Source organism: Mammaliicoccus sp. K-M42, from assembly GCF_022386375.1.
Lineage (GTDB): Bacteria > Bacillota > Bacilli > Staphylococcales > Staphylococcaceae > Mammaliicoccus > Mammaliicoccus fleurettii.
Map to the genome: position 1 here is coordinate 1 of NZ_JAJNIS010000030.1, position 24,246 is coordinate 24,246.

18 protein-coding genes are annotated in these 24,246 nt (G+C 30.7%); 13 read left to right on the forward strand and 5 right to left on the reverse strand.

The genetic code is table 11. The annotated features are described in order from the left end of the window. Nucleotides 1-558: 558 nt before the first annotated feature. From LQ668_RS11525 to LQ668_RS11565, 9 genes are all read left to right on the forward strand, one after another. Nucleotides 559-1,167, forward strand: a complete 609-nt coding sequence (locus LQ668_RS11525) for a TVP38/TMEM64 family protein (protein ID WP_078356662.1) — start codon at nt 559-561, stop codon at nt 1,165-1,167. A gap of 2 nt (nt 1,168-1,169) precedes the next feature. Continuing rightward, nucleotides 1,170-1,700: a signal peptidase I gene (gene lepB, locus LQ668_RS11530; RefSeq protein ID WP_107509616.1), complete on the forward strand. Its 531-nt coding sequence runs from the start codon at nt 1,170-1,172 to the stop codon at nt 1,698-1,700. A gap of 19 nt (nt 1,701-1,719) precedes the next feature. Next, the gene (gene lepB, locus LQ668_RS11535; RefSeq protein ID WP_078356664.1) at nt 1,720-2,286 is read left to right on the forward strand and encodes a signal peptidase I; all 567 of its coding nucleotides are present in this window, start codon (nt 1,720-1,722) and stop codon (nt 2,284-2,286) included. Between the two features lie 96 nt (nt 2,287-2,382). Continuing rightward, nucleotides 2,383-5,853 (forward strand): helicase-exonuclease AddAB subunit AddB, encoded by a 3,471-nt coding sequence (addB, locus tag LQ668_RS11540; protein ID WP_239776037.1) that lies wholly within the window; start codon nt 2,383-2,385, stop codon nt 5,851-5,853. Continuing rightward, on the forward strand, nt 5,850-9,491 hold the full coding sequence (gene addA / locus LQ668_RS11545; protein ID WP_174221882.1) for a helicase-exonuclease AddAB subunit AddA: 3,642 nt from the start codon (nt 5,850-5,852) through the stop codon (nt 9,489-9,491). The genes addB and addA overlap by 4 nt, the downstream gene beginning before the upstream one ends. Next, a complete protein-coding gene (locus tag LQ668_RS11550) occupies nt 9,491-10,618 on the forward strand; it encodes a DUF418 domain-containing protein (RefSeq protein ID WP_239701552.1) in 1,128 nt (375 codons plus the stop codon). The genes addA and LQ668_RS11550 overlap by 1 nt, the downstream gene beginning before the upstream one ends. A gap of 76 nt (nt 10,619-10,694) precedes the next feature. After that, nucleotides 10,695-11,600, forward strand: a complete 906-nt coding sequence (locus LQ668_RS11555) for a fumarylacetoacetate hydrolase family protein (RefSeq protein WP_239776038.1) — start codon at nt 10,695-10,697, stop codon at nt 11,598-11,600. Nucleotides 11,601-11,831: 231 nt separating this feature from the next. Then, a complete protein-coding gene (locus LQ668_RS11560) occupies nt 11,832-12,176 on the forward strand; it encodes a YisL family protein (protein WP_078356669.1) in 345 nt (114 codons plus the stop codon). A 155-nt stretch (nt 12,177-12,331) separates the two neighbouring features. Further along, nucleotides 12,332-13,753 (forward strand): alpha-amylase family protein, encoded by a 1,422-nt coding sequence (locus LQ668_RS11565; protein ID WP_078356670.1) that lies wholly within the window; start codon nt 12,332-12,334, stop codon nt 13,751-13,753. A 547-nt stretch (nt 13,754-14,300) separates the two neighbouring features. Here the strand turns inward: LQ668_RS11565 and LQ668_RS11570 are convergent. Genes LQ668_RS11570 through LQ668_RS11580 form a run of 3 tightly spaced genes read right to left on the reverse strand, consistent with a single transcriptional unit; the run spans nt 14,301 to nt 17,308 of the window. Next, entirely contained in the window at nt 14,301-15,632 is a 1,332-nt protein-coding gene (locus tag LQ668_RS11570) for a CoA-disulfide reductase (RefSeq protein ID WP_078356671.1), read from the reverse strand. 5 nt (nt 15,633-15,637) lie between these two features. Next, on the reverse strand, nt 15,638-16,483 hold the full coding sequence (locus LQ668_RS11575; protein ID WP_078356672.1) for a DegV family protein: 846 nt from the start codon (nt 16,481-16,483) through the stop codon (nt 15,638-15,640). Nucleotides 16,484-16,495: 12 nt separating this feature from the next. Beyond that, nucleotides 16,496-17,308, reverse strand: coding sequence for a Cof-type HAD-IIB family hydrolase (locus tag LQ668_RS11580; RefSeq protein ID WP_078356673.1), 813 nt, complete (start codon nt 17,306-17,308; stop codon nt 16,496-16,498). Nucleotides 17,309-17,427: 119 nt separating this feature from the next. Between LQ668_RS11580 and LQ668_RS11585 the strand changes: the two genes are divergently transcribed. Next, nucleotides 17,428-17,736, forward strand: coding sequence for a metal-sulfur cluster assembly factor (locus LQ668_RS11585; RefSeq protein WP_037588867.1), 309 nt, complete (start codon nt 17,428-17,430; stop codon nt 17,734-17,736). A gap of 136 nt (nt 17,737-17,872) precedes the next feature. On the opposite strand, the gene LQ668_RS11590 is transcribed toward LQ668_RS11585, so the two are convergent. Next, nucleotides 17,873-18,565 (reverse strand): Crp/Fnr family transcriptional regulator, encoded by a 693-nt coding sequence (locus LQ668_RS11590; protein WP_078356674.1) that lies wholly within the window; start codon nt 18,563-18,565, stop codon nt 17,873-17,875. Nucleotides 18,566-18,737: 172 nt separating this feature from the next. On the opposite strand from LQ668_RS11590, the gene clpB reads away from it, so the two are divergent. Further along, nucleotides 18,738-21,335 carry an ATP-dependent chaperone ClpB gene (gene clpB, locus LQ668_RS11595; RefSeq protein ID WP_078356675.1) on the forward strand — a complete coding sequence of 866 codons (2,598 nt, stop codon included), beginning with the start codon at nt 18,738-18,740 and terminating at the stop codon, nt 21,333-21,335. A gap of 35 nt (nt 21,336-21,370) precedes the next feature. Here the strand turns inward: clpB and LQ668_RS11600 are convergent, their stop codons facing one another. Further along, nucleotides 21,371-21,574 carry a YjzD family protein gene (locus LQ668_RS11600; RefSeq protein WP_078356676.1) on the reverse strand — a complete coding sequence of 68 codons (204 nt, stop codon included), beginning with the start codon at nt 21,572-21,574 and terminating at the stop codon, nt 21,371-21,373. Between the two features lie 187 nt (nt 21,575-21,761). On the opposite strand from LQ668_RS11600, the gene LQ668_RS11605 reads away from it, so the two are divergent. Further along, entirely contained in the window at nt 21,762-22,703 is a 942-nt protein-coding gene (locus LQ668_RS11605; protein ID WP_078356677.1) for a beta-ketoacyl-ACP synthase III, read from the forward strand. Between the two features lie 14 nt (nt 22,704-22,717). Further along, nucleotides 22,718-23,962 (forward strand): beta-ketoacyl-ACP synthase II, encoded by a 1,245-nt coding sequence (gene fabF / locus LQ668_RS11610; RefSeq protein WP_078356678.1) that lies wholly within the window; start codon nt 22,718-22,720, stop codon nt 23,960-23,962. Nucleotides 23,963-24,246 lie beyond the last annotated feature (284 nt).

A 24,246-nucleotide genomic window follows, 5' to 3' on the forward strand; every position in this document is an offset into this window, starting at 1 on the left:
CACCTCTACAATTTTTCTTAGTCGATTACATTGTACTAAAGTGAGCTATATATGGCTCTTATTTTATTACACAATTATATGGACATATTCAGAAATATGGACCGATAAAATAAATTAACGGTCCAGAAACAGGAAATACGGACCGATAAAATAAATTAACGGTCCAGAAACAGGAAATACGGACCGATAAAAATAATTAACGGTCCAGAAACAGGAAATACGGACCGATAAAATAAATTAACGGTCCAGAAACACAAAATACGGACCGATAAAATAAAATAACGGTCCGAAAACGCGAAATACGGACCGATAAAATAAAATAGCGGTCCGAAAACGCGAAATACAGGCCGATAAAAAAATTTATCGACCTGGAATAATCCTAATTATCATCATAGCGCCATACGACAACTCTATAAACTTCAAATATTAATTTATCCAATAAATCCACTAAAACTTTCATTACAACTTATCTACGACTTTTATACGATGTCAATTTACTTTTCTATTTACACTTTTATAGATATAATTAATATAAATTTAAGAAGGAAGTTGCATGACATGTTATTTCAAGACATTATAAATTGGTTCACTTATGAAAATATTACTGAATTAATTGAAACGTTTAGATCTTTCGGGATATTTATTGCGTTTTTATTACCATTTATTGAAGCATTTATTCCATTTTTACCTATTATTTTGTTCGTTATAGCTAATGTAAATGCATATGGTTTATTTTTAGGATTTATAATTTCGTGGGCTGGAACTGTTGCGGGAAGTTACCTTGTCTTTTTATTTTTAAGATTAATTTCTAAAAAGCCATTTATGAAAAAAATTGTTGAACAACCAAGAGTTGTAAAGTTTATTCACTGGATTGATGATCACGGGTTTGGTCCATTGTTTATTTTACTATGTTTCCCATTCACACCTGGTGCATTAGTAAATATGGTGAGTGCTTTTTCAAATATTAGTAAGCAAGTGTATTTAATAGCATTGATTTTATCAAAAGCGATTATGATATTTACTTTGAGTTTCATCGGGGCAGACATAAATTCCTTTTTTGAAAGTCCTAAAAAGAGTATAATAGTATTCGTGATTATATTTATGCTATGGTTAGTAGGTAAAGGATTTGAAAAATATTTTGACAAACGATTGAAAAACAGGAGTTAGCGATGAAAAAATTATTCGAATGGGCAATTGCAATTATTATCGCGTTAGTATTATTATTTATAGTGAGAACTTTTTTATTTATAGGTTATATTGTTGATGGTGATTCAATGGAGCCAACTTTCCACGATGAAGACAGATTAATTGTTAACAAACTTGTTAAAAATATTGGACAGATAGATAATGGAGATGTTATTGTTTTTCATGCTAATAAAGAGTCTGACTTTATAAAAAGAGTAATTGGTTTACCAGGTGACACTGTTGAAATGAAAAACAACAAATTGTATATTAATGGTACACAAGTTAACGAGCGTTATTTAAATGATAATATAAAAACGGATGATTTCAGTACTAGAACAATTCAAGGTTCTAAAAGTGACGTTATTCCTAACAATGAATACTTAGTATTAGGAGATAATCGCGGTAATAGTAGGGACTCAAGAGAAATTGGGTTTGTTCACGAGAAAGATATTGTTGGAGAAGTTAATTTAAGATATTATCCATTTGATAAAATAGATGTAAATTTCGATAAATAATAATAATGAGGTGGCATTTTTGAAAAAAGAGATATTTGAATGGGTCGTAGCAATTGCAGTCGCAGTTGTATGTGTATTATTAATACAGAAATTCTTATTTGTAACTTATACAGTTTCTGGTGATTCGATGCATCCAACTTTAAAAAATGGTGAAAAAGTAATTGTAAATAAAATTGGATACAAAGTTGGAAATATTGATAACGGAGATGTCATTGTATTTCATGCAAATGAAAATGATGATTACGTAAAGCGTGTTATCGGTAAACCAGGTGATACAGTAAAGTATGATAATGATCAATTATATGTAAATGATAAAAAAGTACCAGAAGAATACTTAAAAGCAAATAAAGCAAATAAATCTCGTGATTTACTAACTGAGAATTTTGAAGTTAAAGACCTCGTTAATTCAAACGGCGTTAATAAAATTCCAAAAGGTGAGTATCTAGTACTTGGAGATAATCGTGAAGTAAGTAAAGATGGCCGTTCATTTGGACTAATTAATGAAGATGTCATTGTCGGTGAAGTAGCACTTAGATTCTGGCCAATCAATCAATTCCATTATGATTTTGACCCATCTACAAATTAGTAATATAAATAGGTTGAACACCTCACTTAAAATTAAGTGAGGTGTTCTTTTTATGTTAAAATATATACATGAGAAATTGCCAAGGAGGTCGAATTAATGCAACTAAATGTATGGACTGGTCGAAGTGGCACCGGAAAAACTAAACAAATGATTGAACAAATGACAGAAGCTATGATAGAGAACCCATTAGGTGACCCAATTATCTTTTTAACACCTACTCAAAATACGTTCCAATATGAACAAGCATTTGTTCGAAATCCAAAATTAAAAGGAAGTATAAGAACCTCAGTATTTGGCTTCGAAAGACTAAGCTGGAGAGTCTTGAGTGATGAGGGCGGTTTAATAGAACAGCAAATATCTGATGAGGCATTAGAAATGCTTACTTATCATTTATTACATACACACAAACAACAATTAAATTTATATCAATCTACAATTCAACATTATGGATTTAGTCATAAAATGATGAATGAAATTAAAGATTTCAAAAAATATAATGTACAACCAGAAGATATCTCAGTATATATTGAAAATAATGATAATATACCAAAAAGAATGAAAGATAAATTAAGTGATATTGAAACGATTTATAAAGCATTAGAAGGGCAACTCGATGGTCGCTATGTGCAAGCTGAAGATGTATTGTACAAATTAATAGAGAAAATTCCAAATTCTGATTATATCAAACAAGCTGATATTTATATTGATGGATTCCATAACTTTTCAACTTTAGAATATCGTGTTATTGAAACACTTGTAAAATACAGTAGGTCTGTAACGATTGGATTAACGACCGACGGGGATAAAGATCCGTTTAGTTTATTTAGAAAGACTTCTGAAACATTAAGTCATATAGAAGAAGTTGCGCAATCATTACATACTACAATAAATAAAAAGCATTTTAGTAATGCTACAAGATTTAACAATAACCAAGACTTAAAACATTTAGAAAGTCAGTTTGATGCGTTATTACCAAACAAAATTGATAGTAAAAATTTAAAGGTTATTGAAGCATCAAACATGAGAGAAGAAGTTCAATATGTAGCTAGAGAAATCTTGAGACGATCTCGTGAAGACAATTTATCATTTAAAGATATTGCCATACTTTATCGTGATCCGAACTATGAACAGCTAATTGAAACAGTTTTACCTCATTTTAATATTGCTTTTAATCATGATGCTAAAAAGAAAATGGCATATCATCCTTTTATAGAATGTTTAAGGTCAATGTTAGAAGTGATTCAATCAGGTTGGAGATTTGAACCTGTCATGAGAATGCTGAAAACAGGTATATTAACGAGTCATATACCAAACGATTTTTATTTAATTGATATTCTTGAGAATTATGCTTTTGAAAGAGGTATATCAGGTAAAAGATGGACTAATCCAGAATTTTTCACTATTGAATCATTTGAAAAATTAGGAAAAAAATCGTTGAGAAAAGAAGAAGATACTTTTGTTGAAGAAGATATTAATACAATTAAAAGTGTAATCAACTTAAAAGATTATATAGTTAGTCGAATTGAAAAGTTAAACAATGCTTTATCTGAAAGTAAAACAGTTGAAGACTTTACGGTTAGATTATATGAAGTGATAGAGAAATTTGAATTACCAACTCATCTAATGACGATGAGAGATGAGTTAGAAATAAAGAGTCAATTTGAAGAAGCTGAACAAATAGACCAAGTGTGGGAAGGTACAATTCGAATATTTGATGACATTGTAGAAGTATTAGGAGATGTTACTTTATCACTTAATGAGTATATTGAAATTCTTGATCGTGGTTTAGATGAATTAGAATTTTCAATGATACCTCAAACATTAGACGAAGTAACAGTTGGTAATATGGATTTAGCTAAAGTAGATAATAAAGAAACAGTATTTTTATTAGGTATGAACGATGGTGTTTTACCAAGTGTATCCAATCAAATGCTTTTACTTACAGATGATGAGAAAAAGGAATTGGCAGAAACAAGTGGATTGGAACTCAGTCCGACTAGTGATATTTTACAAATGGATGAAGCGTTTGTATGTTATATTGCGATGACACGTGCTAAAAGAGAGGTCGTATTTACGTATAGCCTTATGTCTGACAGTGGAGAAGTAAGAGAAAAAAGTCCATTTATCAATACAATTCAATCATTATTTACAAATTTAGAAGTTAAATCACTTAAATCAAGTATTGAGAATAATCCTATCCAACTATTAGAACATGAACATCAAAGTCAAATGCATATATTTGAACACTTAAACGATTGGTTAAATGATGAAATCGTTAATGATATTTGGTTAGATGCTTACTATGCAGCTCAAGATATACATTATTTAGACAATACAATTCAATTTTTAACATCAGCTTTAACTTATAAAAACGACACAGTTCAGCTTAATACAGAAGTATCAGAACAATTATATGGTAAAAAAATAAACGCAAGTGTTTCAAGATTTGAAACATACAATCAATGCCCATTTAAACATTATGTATCACATGGATTAAGGTTGAACGAACGATCTAAATATCAAATTCAGAGTGTAGATATTGGTAATATATTCCATCAAACTTTAAAATATATATCTGATGAGGTTAACGGAGATTTTAGTAAATTGTCAGCTCAAACGATGACAAAATTAATTAATGAAGCCATTGATGAAAGTTTGCCTAAAATTCAGTTTGATGTATTACACCGAACAGCACACTACAGATATTTAAAATTAAGAATACAAAATATACTTAAATCAACATTAGAAGCAATGAAATATCAAACAGGTCATTCAAAATTTAAAGCCTATCAATTTGAATTGAATTTTGGTGCTACATCTAAGCATCAATTGAAAACAACGCCGCTTGCGACTAAACGTCAAATACCGATTAATATAAGAGGGCAAATAGATAGATTAGACGTTTATAAAGGAAAAGATAAAGACTATGTTTCAATAATTGACTATAAATCGTCTGAAACCAATCTAGATTTAACAAAAGTTATGTACGGAATGCAAATGCAAATGTTTACTTATCTAGATGTTGTATTACAAAACAAGACAATTTTAAATCTACAAGATGAAGTGTCGCCAGGGGCACTATTATACTTCCATGTACATGAGCCAGAAATAAAAGCAAAAAGCTGGGGAGAAATTCCTGAAACTGATGATATATATCAACATACAATTGAAAAGTTTAAAATGGATGGTTATGTTAACAAAAATCCTGAAGTAGTAGATGCACTAGATGATAAATTAAATGAACAACTTAAATCGGATATGATACCAGTTGCAAGAAAGAAAAATGGAGATTTATACAGCTATAGTAAAGCATTGGACGAAGATTTATTCTATAAATTAATGAACAAAAATAGAAATAATTTTGTTGAAACGGCTACACAAATTATGGATGGTCATACAGAAGTTACACCTATGAGATATCAAAAGAAACTACCTTGTCAATTTTGTGAATATAAGTCAGTATGTCATATTGATCCTATTACAGATACTGACCAATATAGAGAAATAGACCATACTTTAAGTAAAGATGAATTGATTAATATGTTAAGAGAGGAGGAAGAAGAATAATGTCATTACCTGTTAAGCCATTTGATGCACAATGGACAGACGATCAGTGGAAAGCTATTTATACTGAAGGAAGAGATATTCTAGTTGCTGCAGCTGCAGGAAGCGGTAAAACTGCTGTATTAGTTGAGCGTATTATTCAAAAAATCATGCGTAATAAACAAGATGTGAATAAATTACTTGTTGTAACATTTACGAATGCGAGTGCTAGAGAAATGAAAGCAAGAGTGAATGCTGCTATTCAACAAGAAAGTTTAAAACATCCTGAAGATGAACATTTAAAATCCCAAAGAATAAAAATTCATCAAGCACATATATCTACACTTCACAGTTTTTGTTTATCATTAATTAAATCACATTATGATGAAATAGATATAGATCCAAACTTTAGAACAGCAAATGAAGTAGAAGGTATCGTACTTTTAGAACAAGCAATTGATGATGTATTAGAAATGTATTATGAAAAAAATGAACAACCGTTTTTAGATATAGTTGAACATTTGTCAAACGACCGATCTGATGAGCCATTAAGAGATACTCTGAAACGGTTATATCGATTTAGTATTGCACATGCCAATCCAATTGCCTGGTTAGATCATTTAGATAAACCATATAAAGAGATAGATATAAAACATCCATATTTCAATATGTTGAATCAATTAATCAATCGTAAATTAGATAGTGCTATGCATGCTTTATATCAATCATTGGATTGTTATCAACATTTGAATGACGTCGACAAGCATATGACTTATCTTGAAGGTGAAAGAATTTGGATTGAACAAGTTATAAATGGAACTAAATCACTTGATAATCTCCATCTAGATGTCGCTTTAAAAAAATTGCCAACTAATACTGCCAAAATTAAAAGTCAAAATGAAGGTGACGAGCAGTTATTAGAACTTGGAAAGAATTATCATAAAGATTATATTGACCATTTAAAAGCGTTATCAGAAGGTTATTTAAGTCGTGATAGAGAAGAGTTAGTTCAAGATATGCATGAGATGCATCCAAGAGTAAGGGTAATTGCTGACATTACAAAAGACATCATTAAGTATTTCAAAAGTTTAAAACAGAATAAACGTATTATCGATTTTTCTGATTATGAACATTTAGCTTTAGAAATTTTAACTGATGATGAAGGTAAACCATCAGAGATTGCACTCCAATATAGAGAGTTATTCGATGAAATATTAGTAGATGAATATCAAGATACTAACAGAGTACAAGAAGCAATTATAAGCTGCATTAAACGTGGTGAAGAATATAATGGTAATTTATTTATGGTTGGAGATGTAAAACAATCCATTTATAAATTTAGACAAGCAGAACCAGAATTATTTATAGAAAAATATAAACGCTTTAATCAGGCAAAGCATGAATCAGGAGAAGTCATCGATTTATCTAAAAACTTTAGATCTAGAAGAGAAGTATTAGATAATACGAATTATATATTCACACACATGATGGATGAAACTGTTGGTGAAATTGAATATAATGATGAAGCCAAATTGTATTATGGCGCTGATTATGATGAGCAAAACACACCATTAGAAATGGATGTTTTAGTTCAAGATTCATTTGAAGAGGAAGACAATAATCTTATAGAAGCGAAATGTATCGTAGATAAAGTTCAACATATTCTTGATAATAAACAAGTATATGATAGAAAAACACAAAGCTATCGTCCGGCCACTTTTAAAGATATTGTCATTTTGGAAAGAAGTTATAGTAACGCAATGCATTTACAGCAACAATTTAAAGATGCCAATATACCTTTTTATGTCGAATCGAAGAAAGGTTATTTCGAACAAAATGAAATTCGCTTAATGCTTTCATTTTTACGAGTTATCGATAATCCTTTACAAGATAAATATTTAGTAGGTTTAATGCGTTCAATTGCTTTTCAATTTAAAGAAGATGAGTTAGCAGAAATTAGAAATAAAGCACCACAAGAAATTTATTATTTCGATTCAATATATAAATATATAGCTGATTCTGAAGCAGATACACAACTAGTTGAAAAGCTTAATAATTTCTTAAAACAACTGAAAAGTTACCAGTCTTATAGTAAGGCTGTTCCTGTTTGGCAATTGCTAGATAAATTATACAACGATTACTATTTAATTTCTTATTTCAGTGGACTTACTGGTGGCGTACAAAGAAGACAAAATTTATACGGATTATTAAATAAAGCAATTCAGTTTGAAGCGTCTAGTTTACGAGGGATTTTTCAATTTATAAGGTTTATAGATGAGTTAATAGAACGTGGCCAAGATTTTGGTCAAGAAAGTGTTATTGGTCCGAATGATGATGTCGTACGTATGATGACAATTCATAGTAGTAAAGGATTAGAGTTTCCATTTGTTATATATTCTGGTATTACAAGAGAATTTAATCGTGCAGATTTAAGAAATCATGTTATATTAAACAATCGCTATGGTATGGCTTTATCTTATTTTAATATTGATAAGGCATTAACATACCCAACGTTAGCGTCTATTATCTTTAAAAATATAAATGAAACTGAAATGATATCTGAGGAAATGCGTTTAATTTACGTCGCACTAACAAGAGCTAAAGAAGGTTTATATCTAGTTGGTCGAGTTAAAAATGAAAAAGCAGTCGAAAATTTAGGATTAGTAAATGCAGATAAATTTGAAATGATTGATCCTGAATATAGAGTGAAAGCTAAATCAGCATTTGATCTCATTTCTACTATTTTGTCTAAGTCAAAATCTCATGGCTTATCAAATGCAATTACATTTAATTCAACTCATAATGAATCATTCAATATCAATATCATTAGAGAAGAAGAAAGCAATGAAGAAGATGATGTATTAAATGACAAACCTACTATTGAAACACTATTAAATTATAAACCATCAGATAAAAAAGATGAGATATACAATCAAATGGTGTACTCATATCCTAATGAGAGCCTATTAAATATAGCAGCAAAACAGTCAGTATCAGAAATTAAGAGACAGCGAGAAACTGAAGAAGCGGGAACAGATTATCAAATCGTAAGACAATATCAGCTAGGTACAAAATCATATGACAAACCTAAGTTCTTATCTAATCAAAAGAGACAAAGTGCTGAAATAGGTACTTTAATGCATGCAGTGATGCAACATCTCCCTTTGAAAAGCGGTGGCTTAAATATTGACCAACTAAAAGATCTTGTGAATGAACTCATAGAGAAGGACATTTTACCAGATGACACGTTAGATGATATCGACTTATCACTTATTCAAGGATTTATTCAATCAGACTTATATACTCGATTAGTAAATGCTGATAAAGTGTTTAGAGAAGTGCCTTTCGTAGTTGGTCAAGATGATATTGATCAAGGATTAACTTTTAATGTTTCTGAGGATGACAATAAACCTATCATTCAAGGGATGATTGACTGTATATTTGTTGAAGGAGATAAAGTTTCTTTCATCGATTATAAAACAGATACATTTATTGTACGAAGAGGTAAGACTGAAGAAGAAGTGGCAGAAACAATGAAGCAAAAATACGAAGTACAAATGCAATATTATAAAAATACTTTGGAAACAATTTTACAACAACCAGTTGAAGGGTATTTATATTTCTTTCAATATGGCACGAAACACATCAAGGAGAATAATTAATGGCAAAACAAAGAATATTTAGTATTGATGCATTAAGAGGATTTAGTTTATTAGGCATATTACTTATGAACATCTTAACATTTGCTTTTCCATATCAAATCATCAATCCATTTGAATTTTTTCAACAACAAGATGGTGCATTATTTAAAATAAGCTCACTTTTTATTATTGCATCATTTTATCCAATATTTGCATTTTTATTTGGGTATGGCTTATCCATGATGTATCAAAATAGTATAGAAAAAGAACTGAATTATTATCCAATGATAATAAGAAGATTGTCATTTTTATTACTAATTGGAATGATCCATGGCATATTTATATTTTACGGTGATATTTTAGCTACATATGCATTGTTAGGATTTATTGCGATTATTTTCGTGAGACTAAAGCCACAACATTCGTTAGTTGCGCTAACTATTGGTTTTGGTATTTTAATTCTTTTGTATATTTTACCTATGGTTTTATTACAAGATGCTACTCAAGTTGAAAATTTTGTAGGGTTACAAGAATTAGAAAGAGTCAATAATATATTAGCAAGTGCAGACTATTTATCAATTATAGGTGTTAACTTGAAGTACTTTGGCATGAATGTAGCAAATACTATTTTAGTTGGTCCTTTTAGTATATTACCAATTATGTTATTCGGAATATATGCACATCAAATAAATTGGTTGAATAAAATTCGTAATCATAAAAATTTATACACAGTAATTGGACTCGTTATTTTTATTTTAGGATTAGCAATTAAAATGATTCAAATCGTCTTAGAAGGATCAATGACATCTCAATTAATTAGTCAATTGCTTGGTGGGCCAATTGTTGCGCTAAGTTATATTATCTTTTTTGTACTACTATGTGAAGATGCAACAGCCAGAAAAGTGTTAAATCCGCTACAATATATTGGTAAATTAAGTTTAACGACTTATTTAACACAAAGTATAATTTGTATCTTTATCTTCTATGGTATTGGGCTGAACTATTATGGTAAATTACCAGTACTCACAATATACACAATTGCTATTGTTATATATTTAGTTCAATTGTTATTGAGTTATTTATATTTAAAGAAATTCAAACAAGGTCCAATAGAGAAATTGTGGAGAAAAGTGACATATTTAAAATAATAGTTTGAAAATAATGCGATTTATCAAAAAATTCGTTATAATTAAGGATAAGAACAAGAAGGAGCTGACAGAGTGGATGAAATTTTTAACTTTTAAATACAAAGATATTACTTCTTATGGTGTGAAAGTAAAACGCGAAGAAGCAGTTTGGGACTTACGTAAAGTTTTCGCAGACTTTGGAGAAGAGGCATTCAATCCTAAAACATTACTAGAAGGCTTACAATTTAATATTAACGTTGACTTTCAAGAGGCAGTTCGTAAAGCAGTAGTCAAAGTAGAAGAAACTGCTGAAAAAGACGATTATAAATATAGCTTCGAAGATATCGAATTTTTACCACCTGTAACACCTACAAATAATGTTATAGCTTTTGGTCGTAATTACAAAAAACATGCTGAAGAATTAAATAATAAAGTTAATAGACTATATGTATTTACTAAAGCAGCATCTTCATTAACAGGAGATAATGCAACAATTTCTAATCACAAAGACGTAACTGACAAATTAGATTATGAAGGTGAACTAGGTGTTGTAATTGGTAAATCAGGAGAGAAAATACCACGCGGTCTAGCATTAGATTACGTATATGGTTATACAATTATCAATGATATTACAGATAGAAATGCTCAAAAAGAACATGATCAAGCATTTTTATCAAAATCATTAACTGGTGGTTGCCCAATGGGACCTTATATCGTAACAAAAGATGAATTACCTTTACCAGAAGACGTTAATATTGTGACAAAAGTTAACAATGAAATTCGTCAAGATGGTAACACTAACGAAATGATATTAAAAATTGATGAACTAATTGCTGAAATTTCTAAATATGTTGCTTTACATCCAGGAGATGTTATCGCTACAGGTACACCAGCTGGAGTTGGAGCGGGTATGAACCCAGCTCAATTTTTACAACCTGGAGATGAAGTAAAAGTAACAATCGATGGAATAGGTACTTTAACTACTTTCATTAGCGAAAAATAATAGTATTAGTAGAATATTAAGTTGATGAGTTGGAGATAATGAAACTTTTTGAATAAATTAGATTTCAGTCTCTTACTCATCTTCTTTTTGTCGTTATATTAATAAAATTTTGAATAAATTGTGAAATATAAGCAAACATGATTATTTGGTATGTAAAAAAGGCTTATTCTAATAATGCATATGTTATAATGCTATTGGAAAACAAATATTATTATTTAGGGGGAACTGAATATGATACATTTCCATATTTTTAGCTGGTTAGTAACGATTATTCTATTTTTCGTAGTTTATATGAAAGTTACAAACAAATCAGTTCATATGGTATTAAGGTTATTCATGGTGCTTACATTAATTTCTGGTTTTGTTATTTTTATACAAGCCATGGGTATTAATGGTATGTTATATGGCATCAAATTTATTCTTGGACTTGCAGTTATTGGATTAATTGAAATGACAATTGCTAAGAAGAAAAAGAATAAAAATAGCCAAGGATTTTTCATTGCAACAATAGTTGTTATGGTATTAACAATTTTATTAGGTAGTTATTTACCAATGGGCGTATTACATTTTGGTTAATTACTAACGTTAACAAATCCATTCATAACTTTATTCAATAAAGTTATGAATGTTTTTTTATGTGAAATAATTTATGACAATTTCATGTAGTTCTATCAGTAAAGTAAACGTTTTAGTATAATAGAGATAATTGGGTAATAAAGAGGGTTGAATATATGAATAAATGGACAAAGTTAGTAATAGCAGTAATTTTGATGGCACCACTTTTTAATGGTTATGCTTTTGCGAAAGATAAGGAATTTGAAGATGTGAAATATCCTAGAATATATAGTCTAGTTGTCGATCGTTTTATGAATGGTAATAATGATAATAATAAAATGATTAAAAACAATGACAAATCTGAAAATTTACCACTTGGGGGAGATTTCCAAGGGATTAAATCTAAATTAGATTATATTCATGATATGGGCTTCAACACAGTACATATTTCTCCAGTCTTTTCACACGAACAAAATGACTTTTTAGGCTATAAAGTCAATAATTACGATGAAATTGATAAAGTATTAGGTGGGGAAAAGGCTTTTAAATCACTCATTAAAGAAGTGCATAAAAAGGACATGAAAATTATAGTTGATATGCCTACTACTTATACTGATACATTTAAGCAATCAGTTAACGGTGATTTAAATAGCGTGCAAAAGTCATATTTTAAAAATGACAAATTTATAGATTTAAAAAATAATGAAAACCAAGGTATTTATAAATCTAAAGTTAAAAAATTTATAGATCAATATGAAGTTGATGGAATATCAATGAATATTGTACAGGATGGCATAGATGCTCAAGCATTTTTACCTGAAGGTATAGATACTTATGGCATCATTAACAAAGACGGCATTGATGCCAAGAACTTTAAACATTTATCTACTAACAAGAAACGTACTGCTCTTCAAGATGCGTTTAAAACGGTAAATACAAACATTCCATCATATAAAGAAGATGGAGAGGTACTTTTAGCTGATACATGGTTTACAGAAAGATTTACTAAGCATGCAGCTGATGAAAATATGTTTCCAGGAACACGTATCAAACAATTAATGACTTATATGTGGGGATATAAAGGTCCTATAATGATGAATTATGGTACTGAAATAGCAGTTAATGGTTCTAATATCGAAACGATAAATCAACTACAGAATTTCAGAACCGATAAAGAAGTAATTGATTATTTAGAAAAAATTTCAGATACATTCAAACAATATCAAGAATTATTTGAAGGAGAAGTGAAAGTTCTACCTCATAATAAAGGAACTAATGTATTTTATTATGATACGAACACGATTGATTATATATTGAATGTTAATGACTCAAGTAATTCAAAAAAAGTAACGTTAACAGACAAAGTAATTGAAAAAAACAAAATGCTCTCAGGGTTAATTTTGGGAGATAATATAAAGAAAAAGAATAATCAATATGATTTAATCACTGATAGAGAAGAAAGTGAATTATATGCAGTGATTAACGAACGAGGATTAAATAATAGTTACTTTATTGCAGCTATTTTAGTGGTATTATTATTCGGATTATTTATATTCCTTGTTTCAAGAAGAAGCAAAAGACAAAGAAATAAATCTTAAACATAGAAAAGGCTGAGACAATTAAATTGTCTCAGCCTTTTAGTTATAGGGTATCTATGTTCACAAAAGTTGGTAGAAGTGTAAGCAAGAGTATCTATATCCACACAAGTCTATAGAAGTATAAGTAAGGGCATCTATGTTCACACAAGTTGGTAGAAGTGTAAGTATGAGTATCTATGTTCACACAAGTTGGTAGAAGTGTGAGTATGAGTATCTATATTCACACAAGTTGGTAGAAGTGTGAGTATGGGTATCTATATTTACACAAGTAGGTAGAAGTGTGAGTATGAGTATCTATATTCACACAAGTAGGTAGAAGTGTGAGTATGGGTATCTATATTTACACAAGTCTATAGAAGTGTAAGTAAGAGTATCTATATTCACACAAGTAGGTAGAAGTGTAAGTAAGATTATCTATGTTCACAAAAACCTATAGAAGTGTGAAATATTTGTATAAGAAAAAAGAGCAGAATTTAATTTTTACAATAAATTTCTGCTCTTTTTAATTTTCTAAGATATTTATATCCTGGACTTTTCTAATCTATTTTTATTTTGATTGTGCTTTGTAACCAATCATATTGACGATATCTTTTGGACTTGAGAAAGGAGGGGCATAAGCAATTTCTATGTCTCTCATTTCATCTATAGTCAATTCACCGATAATAGCAGTTGATAAAATATCGATTCGTTTATCTGCGCCGTCTTTTCCTACTGCACATGCACGTAATATTTTACGCGATGATTTATCGAAATAAACACGTAAGGTGATTGGTTCTGCGTTTGGATAATACCCAGCATGTTGTTTTTGAATTTGTTCAACGACACCGTAATTGTAGTCCTTCAATTCTTGTTCTGATATGCCTACGCTTCCTAACGCGTAATCAAATATTCGTACAATATTAGTTCCAAGTAGACCACGAAAAGCTGATTTTTCATTAGGTGATTTCACTGCAAGGTTTTCAGCTATTATTGCTGCTGCTCTATGCGCTCCCCAAGCTAATGTAATACTTGTAGGTTTTTTTGTATGTCTATAAAATGTTTCAATTACATCACCTAAAGCGTAAACACTGTCTAAATTTGTTTCGAAATATTCATTGACAGGTATATAGCCTTTTTCATTTAATTGTAGTGATGATGACTTTAACCAGTCACTATTAGGCTCAATTCCAACACCTGTGATGATAATGTCATATTCTTCAACGTTACCAGATTTAAAAGTAACTTTACGGTCTGAAATATCTGCAATTTCTTCATTTAATCTATATTTGATATTTCTTTTATCTAACTCATCGAAAATGACATTATTTAAATCTTTATCCATACTTTTATTTATATGGTCACTTCTGTGAATTAATGTTGGTTCTATACCTCTAGCATAAAAATTTTCTAAAATTTCTAAACTGACATATCCGGCACCAACTATTAATGCAGATTTTACATTTTCATTTACGATAAAACTTTCGATTTCATCAGTATCAACTAAGTTTCTTAAAGTAAATAACCTATCAGATTGGAGTGGTAAGTGTCTTGCACGACACCCAGGACTTAAAATAAGTGTGTCATAATGATCATCAAAAGTTTCTCCAGTTTGATGATTTTTTACTGTAATTGTTTTATTTTTATCATTTAATGCAATAGCTTCATGAAAAGGTTTTACAGTTATATTCTTTTTATCATGAAATTTTTGAGGTGTAGCAGATAGCATTAAATTTCTGTCTTCTACAACATCTCCTAAATAATAGGGTAGGCCGCAATTGGCGAAACTCATATCTCTATCTTTCTCGTATACTACAATTTCACTTTCTGAATCAAGTCGTCTAATTTGTGATGCAACTGTGGCACCACCAGCTACTGCACCAATAACGATAATTTTATTCAATATTATCACTCCTTATAATAAAAAATTGCTACCGTGCCACTACCTGTATGAGAACTAATAACTGGACCAATGTCTGAAATAATAACATCTTTTGGTGATAAAGATTGGTGCATTAATTCTTTTAGTTTTTCAGCGTCTTCGATATCATCAGCATGAGTTATATAGATTGTTTCACTTGAAAAGTCGCTATTTTCATTTTTCATTTTATCTATAATAGCGTGCCATAGTTTTTTTGAACCACGATATTTCTCGATTGGAACGAGTTTTCCTTCTTCTACATGTAGCAACGGTTTGATATTTAATAAATTACCTAAAAATGCCTGACCTTTAGACAATCTACCGCCACTTGCTAAATAATTTAAGTCTTTTACTGTGAATAAATGTCTTATTTTATCTAGTTTATTTTTAATATATTTATCTAATTCTTCGAAACTATAATTCTGTTCGATTTTATCTTGTACATCGAGTATAAGCTTGCCACATCCCATAGAAGCACTTAAAGTATCATAGATTGTTAAATCAAGATTAGGATAATCCTCTTTAACTTGTTCTTTTACTAGACAAGCAGTTTGATATGTTCCACTTAATGCACTACTAAAAGCTAAATAAATAGCTTGTTCATTATTTTCAGCAATTTCAGTGAATACTTTAGTCATTTGTTCCATAGTTGCTTGGTTAGTCTTAGGGTGTTTATTATTTTTAATAGCAGCTAATACTTCATCGTTTGATATTTCATATTGATCAACTTTACTTTCATTGTCGATGACTATTCCATAAGGTAAAAAGTAGAATCCGTATTTTTCAATTTGAGATAATGTTAAATCTGATCCACTGTCTACTATCATTTTCATTTGAATAACCCCTTACATATTTAGTCCAAAATGTTTGTTTAAGTATTTTCCGATACCATCATTATTATTAGTGTCTGTAACTTCGTTTGCTATTTCTTTAAGTTCAGGTATAGCATTACCCATAGCAATTCCATAATTAGCAAATTGAATCATTTCATTGTCATTATCTTCATCGCCAAATGCAATAATATTATCAAAATCTACATTCAAATATTCAGCAACATATTTCACAGCTTTACCTTTATTAATACCCTTTTTAACAATTTCAATAACTGGAAATGGTGCTCCCCAACGACGATGTTCAATAAATTCAGCATAATGTTTGTTTAAATGTTTTTTTATGTTAGGAATTTCATCATCTTCTGCTTGAATCAATAAACTTGTAGGTGATTCCGTAAGTAACTCATTTAATTTACCATATTTAATTTCAGGATTACCCATGCTGAAACCTTCAAATAATGTTTGGTCATAGTTATTAATATAAACTTGATCTCTTACTTCTGCTATAATATTTTTAACATTAAGTTGGCTAATATCTTGAAAAATTTTAGAAGCTATACGTGCATCAAATTGTTCATGTTTAGGTTCAAATCTATTGTCAGTCGGATGATGAATATATGCGCCGTTAAAATTAATAATAGGTGTATTCATATCCATTGCTCTATAATAATCTACACTTGCTCGATATGGTCTACCAGTTGAAATAATGATTTCATGACCAGCTTTTTTTAAATATTGTAGTACTCTTTTTGTATAAGGTGAGATGTGCTTTTCATCGTTTAATAATGTGCCATCTAAATCTAAACAGATTAAATGTTTTTCCATATCGATAACTCCTTAGTCATTTTCTTTTTGATACATACTATAATATCATATCATTTTCTTTAACCAATGCTTTAAATTTGATATATTATATGTAGTAACTTTTAGAATGAGGTGAAAATATGGAAGAAGCAATGAAAGATAGTATCATTGGTGCACTTGAAAATGTAATTGACCCAGAACTAGGAATTGACATAGTTAACTTAGGTCTTGTATATAATGTAGACTTAGACGACGAAGGATTATGTACAGTAGAAATGACATTAACTTCAATGGGTTGTCCGATGGGGCCACAAATTATAGATCAAGTTAAAACAGCATTAGCTGAATTACCTGAAATTAAAGAAACAGAAGTAAATATTGTCTGGAATCCACCATGGGGCAAAGACAAAATGTCACGATACGCTAAAATTGCATTAGGTGTAAGCTAATAGAATAAAGAAAAAGCCTAGGAGAAATCCTTGGCTTTTTTTTGGTTTAATTCAATAAAAACGCACGAAGACTCCAGAGATATCGTACGATTCGGCGCAAATCCGTATCAAATCCAGCTCAATATATGTTATAGCTCTATTCAATCCTACAAATTGATAAAGGACAATTTTCACAGTTTATGGATTTTTTTAAGTATTCAAGGTCGTGTATTGTAATTCTTTTATGATTGACGGATACGATATTTTCTTTTTTTAAATAGCTCAACATTCGATTTACACTTTCTCTTGTGACGTTGCAAAAATTAGCTAATTCGTGATTTGTTAAATCGACATTAATCAATATACTATCTCCAACTTGAATACCGTATGTGTTTGATAACTTTATAAGTATAGAATAGAATGCGCCAGTTTTTCCTAATGTATAAACATCTCTTATTAAATATTCATTCTTTTCATTTTCGTTTTGTACCCACAATAACCATTCGTATTTAAGTACTTCATCATTTAAAATCGCTTCTTCAAATTGAATTTTGGGTATGCTATATACGATGGCTTCTTCTTTTACTCTAGCTGATAGGGTATGTTTTTTTCTACCGCAAAATAAAGTGGTGGATCCAAAGATGCTATGACGTCCAAGTAGTTTAGTGTTAAATTCTTTACCATCTTCCATCACACGATGTGTAATAACTTTTCCTTCAGAAATAACGTAAATATGGTTACATAAGTCCTCAGTATGGTATATATAATGGTGAGTATGAAAATGTAACTTTTGTCCATGTGTTTTAATGTATTCAATAACTGAAGCTGCTTCTGTATATGTAGTTTGCAAAAGATCACTTCCCCGTTTATTTTCATTTATATTTTACCATAAAATGTAAGTGAAAAGGTTTGTAATTTTGAGACTTTATATTTGTCAAAGAAGGTCAAACGGTATATAATCAAATTAAGGTCAAAGATAGTCAAACTATTAGACTGATGAAAAATTTAAAGAGGTGATACATTTGGATATTAATCAAATGACTTATTCAGTTCAAAGTGTTATCGAGAAAGCGCAACAATTATCACAATCATATGAACTACAAAATATTGAAATAGAAGCTGTATTATTATCAGCATTAAATGAAGATGAAAGTATTTTCAAAAGAACATTAGACAGAGCTCAAATTGATACAGACGAATTAGAAAGTAAATATAAACAAAAGTTAAATCAATATTCAGTAGTTAAAGGTGATAACATCCAATACGGACAATATATTTCTCCTAAACTTAATGAATTATTTAACAAAGCTAATCAAATTAAAGAAGAAATGCAAGACGACTTTATGTCTATGGAGCATATTTTAAAAGCATCTATAGAAGTCGATCAAACAACTAAAGATATAGTTGGTAATAAAAAAGAAGTTATAAATGAAATTATTAATAAAATAAGAGGGGGTAATAGAGTGACATCACAAAATCCTGAAGTACAATATGAAGCATTATCTAAATATGGAAGAGATTTAGTTGAAGAAGTTAGAAAAGGGAATATGGATCCAGTTATTGGTAGAGATGAAGAAATTCGAAATACTATTCGAATATTGAGCAGAAAAACTAAAAATAACCCAGTATTAATTGGTGAACCTGGTGTAGGTAAAACAGCAATCGTTGAGGGATTAGCGCAACGTATAGTTAGACGAGATGTTCCAGATTCACTATTAGATAAGACAATATTTGAATTAGATTTATCAGCATTAGTAGCTGGTGCTAAGTTCAGAGGTGAGTTTGAAGAAAGATTAAAAGCTGTCTTAAAAGAAGTAAAAGAGTCTGAAGGTAGAATTTTACTTTTCATTGATGAAATTCATATGCTAGTTGGTGCAGGTAAAACAGATGGTGCAATGGATGCAGGTAACATGCTTAAACCGATGTTAGCTAGAGGTGAATTGCATTGTATTGGCGCAACAACGTTAAATGAATATCGACAATACATTGAAAAGGATTCTGCATTAGAAAGACGTTTCCAAAAAGTGAATGTTAAAGAACCAGACTTAGAAGATACGATTTCAATTTTAAGAGGTTTAAAAGAAAGATATGAAGTTCACCACGGTGTACGTATACAAGATAGAGCATTAGTTGCAGCAACAGAACTATCAGATCGATATATAACTGATCGATTCTTGCCAGATAAAGCGATAGACTTAGTAGACCAAGCTTGTGCAACTATTAGAACAGAAATGGGCTCTAATCCTACAGAATTAGATGCTGTAAACAGACGTGTTATGCAACTTGAAATTGAAGAAAATGCACTTAAATCTGAATCTGATCAAAGTAGTCAAATTCGATTATCAGAACTTCAAAAAGAATTGGCAGATGAAAAAGAAAAACAACAACAATTACAAAGTAAAGTTGAACAAGAAAAAGAACAAATCAAATCTCTTCAAGATAAAAGAGCAGAGTTAGACGAAAGTAAACAAGCGTTAGAAAATGCAGAAAATCAATATGATTTAGGTAAAGCTGCCGAACTTAAACATGGTAGAATACCTCAAATAGAAGCTGAATTAAAAGAACTTGAAAACGAATTTGCAGAAGAAACAGGTTCTGATCATGATAGATTAATTAGAGAAGTAGTAACAGATGAAGAAATTGGTTATATTGTAAGTCAATGGACAGGAATCCCTGTTTCAAGATTAGTTGAGACTGAAAGAGAGAAATTGCTTAAACTATCAGATATATTACATGAGAGAGTTGTAGGTCAAGACGAAGCAGTAGATTTGGTCTCTGACGCAGTAGTTAGAGCAAGAGCAGGTATTAAAGATCCAAATAGACCAATTGGTAGTTTCTTATTCTTAGGACCAACAGGGGTTGGTAAAACTGAACTAGCTAAGACATTAGCCGCAACTTTATTTGACTCTGAGAAACATATGATAAGAATAGATATGAGTGAGTATATGGAAAAACACTCAGTTGCAAGATTAATTGGTGCACCTCCAGGCTATGTAGGTTATGAAGAAGGCGGTCAATTAACAGAAGCAGTAAGAAGACAACCTTATTCAGTAATTCTTCTAGACGAGATAGAAAAAGCTCATAATGATGTATTTAACGTATTGCTACAATTATTGGATGAAGGTAGATTAACAGATGCAAAAGGTCGAAGTGTTGACTTTAAAAATACAATCATTATTATGACAAGTAATATAGGTTCCCAATATTTATTAGATGGTGTAACAGATGAAGGTGAAATCGATGAAGCAGCTAAAAAACAAGTAAATGAAAGTTTACATGCATACTTCAAACCGGAAATATTAAATAGAATGGATGACATCGTACTATTTAAACCATTATCAATTAAAGATATGAGCTACATTGTCGACCACATTATTACTAATTTAAATATTAGATTAGAAGATCAACACATTAAAATTAATGTAGATCAAGAAGTTAAAGAATGGATCGCACAAAAAGCATATGAGCCACAATTTGGAGCAAGACCTTTAAAACGATTTGTTCAAAGACAAATTGAAACACCATTAGCGAGAATGATGATAGGTCAAGAAATGAAAGAAGGCACTATTATAGATGTACATCTCGTTGAAGACGAAGTGAAATTTGAAATAAATGAATAAAAAAATTCCCGTCAACTAAAATTGACGGGAATTTTTTATGAATGTTGTGCGTTTTGTTTGTCTGAAGAAGATTTACCAACTAAAATATCTAATAGAATAATAACTACTGTAAAGACAATAGCATAAACTGTAGGACTAACAAAATTCAGCGATTCTGTTGAGCCACCTAAACTATGTAAAACAAAGTTAATCATTTGTGATAATACGAATGCCCAAATTAATGTTAAAATGTAATGCATGACTCATCCTCCGTAACTTTTTATATCATATCTTTCATTATAATTAACTTTTTATAAATTGTATACCTATTATGATGAAAACGATTTAAAATATTTCATAAAAGAACTCAGCGCTTGTGCATTAAGGCAAAAGTGTGTTAAATTAGTACCTGATAATAACAACAGATTATAAGAAGGTGTCAATATAATGGATATTGGTATAAAAGGTTTTGGTGCATATGCGCCGAAGCAAGTGGTAAAAAATGATCATTTTGAAAGTTATTTAGATACATCAGATGAATGGATAACTAAAATGACTGGTATAAAAGAAAGACGTTTTGCTGCAGAAGATGAAGATACAAGTGATTTAGCATATGAAGCGGCAGTTAGAGCGATAGAAGATTCAGGTATTGATAAAGAAGAAATTGAAATGGTCATTGTAGCAACATCAACAGGTGATAAACCATTTCCAACAGTTGCAACAACTTTACAAAAAAGATTAGGCTTAAACAAAGTACCATCAATGGACCAACTTGCAGCATGTACTGGGTTTATTTACGGTATTGTTACTGCACAACAATTTGTAAATTCAGGTTTATATAAAAACGTATTAGTAGTTGGTGCTGATAAGTTAACAAAAATTACGGATATGAATGATAGAAGTACTGCAATTTTATTCGGTGATGGAGCCGGTGCTGCCATAATTGGTGAAGTATCTGAAGGTAGAGGTATCTTAGGTGTTGAACTTGGTTCAGATGGAAACGGTGGACCATACCTATATCAAGATATGGATGAACATACTATTCAAATGAATGGACGTGAAGTGTTCAAGTTTGCAGTAAGAATTATGGGTGAAGCTTCTACTAAAGTAGTGGAAAAAGCAGGTTTACAATCAAGTGATATTGATATGTTTGTACCACATCAAGCCAATATTAGAATTATGGAATCTGCACGGGAAAGATTAGGTATTGAAAAAGAAAAAATGAGCGTAACGGTAGATAGATTTGGGAATACTTCTGCTGCATCAATACCCTTAAGTATTGCATATGAATTAGAACAAGGTAAAATAAAAGACAATGATACAATAGTCCTGGTAGGATTTGGTGGTGGCCTGACTTGGGGTGCCATAACGTTACGCTGGGGTAAATAGGAGGAAATTGAACAATGACAGAAAATAAGCGTGTTGTAATGACTGGTTTAGGGACATTAAACCCTTTAGGTAATGATGTACCTACAACTTGGAAAAATGCAATTAACGGTGAAAACGGCATAGACGAAGTAACAAGAATTGATGTTTCTGAATTTCCAGCTAAATTAGCAGGTGAATTAAAAGATTTTAGCATTGACGAACATATACCTAAAAAAGATGCTCGTAAAATGGATAGATTTACTCAATATGCTATTGTAGCCGCTCGTGAAGCTTTAAAAGATTCCAAATTCGAAATAACAGATGAAAACAGTCATCGTATTGGTGTTTGGATTGGATCAGGTATTGGCGGAATGGAAACATTCGAATACTCACATAATATGTTATTGAAACGTGGTCCTAAAAGAGTAAGTCCATTTTTCGTACCAATGATGATTCCAGATATGGCTACTGGACAAGTATCAATCGATTTAGGTGCAAAAGGTCCAAACGGTTGTACAGTTACAGCTTGTGCAACAGGTACAAACTCAATAGGTGAAGCCTTTAAAATCATTCAACGTGGCGCTGCTGATTTGATGTTAGCTGGTGGGTCAGAAGCACCTATTACAGAAATGGCAATGGCTGGATTTAGTGCTAATAAAGCATTGTCTACAAATCCTGATAAAAATACTGCATGTCGTCCTTTCCAAGAAGGTAGAGATGGTTTTATCATGGGAGAAGGTGCTGGAGTAGTTGTTCTTGAATCACTTGAGTCAGCTGAAGCTCGTGGCGCTCACATATATGCTGAAGTAGTAGGTTATGGATCAACGGGTGATGCATACCATATTACAGCTCCTTCACCAAATGGAGAAGGCGGAGCACGTGCTATGCAAGAAGCAATTAAAGATGCTGGAATTAAACCAGAAGATATTCAATATTTAAATGCTCATGGTACAAGTACACCAATCGGCGACTTATATGAAGTATTAGCAATTAAATCTACTTTTGGTGAAGCTGCTAAGAACTTAAAAGTAAGTTCGACTAAATCGATGATGGGTCATTTACTTGGTGCAACAGGAGCAGTTGAATCTATTCTGACAGCATTATCAATTGAAAATAGTATTGTAGCACCAACAATCAATGCTGATTCACCTGATCCAGAAATAGATTTGGATTATACACCAAATGAAGCTACTAAATTAGATATCGAGTACGCTATGAGTAATAGTCTTGGTTTCGGTGGACATAACGCAGTATTAGTATTTAAAAAGTATCATAAATAATAAAGCTAGATAGAAGTCTAACTAGAAATATATTATAATTTTCTACATAAAGCACCTCGTTAATTTGATTTTTATTAATTAAATTATACGAAAGTGCTTTATTTTTTTGTGAAAATAGATATTGGTACGATTTTGTAAAGTGCTGACGCCTGAGGGAATAGTATGTGTGAGAGACTACAGGCTCGAACCATACCCCTAGGCAAGCATGTACGAACAAAATCGAATGATTTTATAAAAAATAGATATTGGTACGATTTTGTAAAGTGCTGACGCCTGAGGGAATA

Excerpts from the sequence above, each read along its gene's own strand:
- LQ668_RS11575 (WP_078356672.1), bottom strand. The coding sequence starts at position 16,483 with ATGAAAATGATAGTAGACAGTGGATCAGATTTAACATTATCTCAAATT.
- LQ668_RS11565 (WP_078356670.1), top strand. The coding sequence starts at position 12,332 with ATGAATAAATGGACAAAGTTAGTAATAGCAGTAATTTTGATGGCACCA.
- addB (WP_239776037.1), top strand. The coding sequence starts at position 2,383 with ATGCAACTAAATGTATGGACTGGTCGAAGTGGCACCGGAAAAACTAAA.
- LQ668_RS11580 (WP_078356673.1), bottom strand. The coding sequence starts at position 17,308 with ATGGAAAAACATTTAATCTGTTTAGATTTAGATGGCACATTATTAAAC.
- LQ668_RS11525 (WP_078356662.1), top strand. The coding sequence starts at position 559 with ATGTTATTTCAAGACATTATAAATTGGTTCACTTATGAAAATATTACT.
- LQ668_RS11560 (WP_078356669.1), top strand. The coding sequence starts at position 11,832 with ATGATACATTTCCATATTTTTAGCTGGTTAGTAACGATTATTCTATTT.
- LQ668_RS11600 (WP_078356676.1), bottom strand. The coding sequence starts at position 21,574 with ATGCATTACATTTTAACATTAATTTGGGCATTCGTATTATCACAAATG.
- LQ668_RS11585 (WP_037588867.1), top strand. The coding sequence starts at position 17,428 with ATGGAAGAAGCAATGAAAGATAGTATCATTGGTGCACTTGAAAATGTA.
- LQ668_RS11550 (WP_239701552.1), top strand. The coding sequence starts at position 9,491 with ATGGCAAAACAAAGAATATTTAGTATTGATGCATTAAGAGGATTTAGT.
- LQ668_RS11555 (WP_239776038.1), top strand. The coding sequence starts at position 10,695 with ATGAAATTTTTAACTTTTAAATACAAAGATATTACTTCTTATGGTGTG.
- lepB (WP_107509616.1), top strand. The coding sequence starts at position 1,170 with ATGAAAAAATTATTCGAATGGGCAATTGCAATTATTATCGCGTTAGTA.
- fabF (WP_078356678.1), top strand. The coding sequence starts at position 22,718 with ATGACAGAAAATAAGCGTGTTGTAATGACTGGTTTAGGGACATTAAAC.
- LQ668_RS11605 (WP_078356677.1), top strand. The coding sequence starts at position 21,762 with ATGGATATTGGTATAAAAGGTTTTGGTGCATATGCGCCGAAGCAAGTG.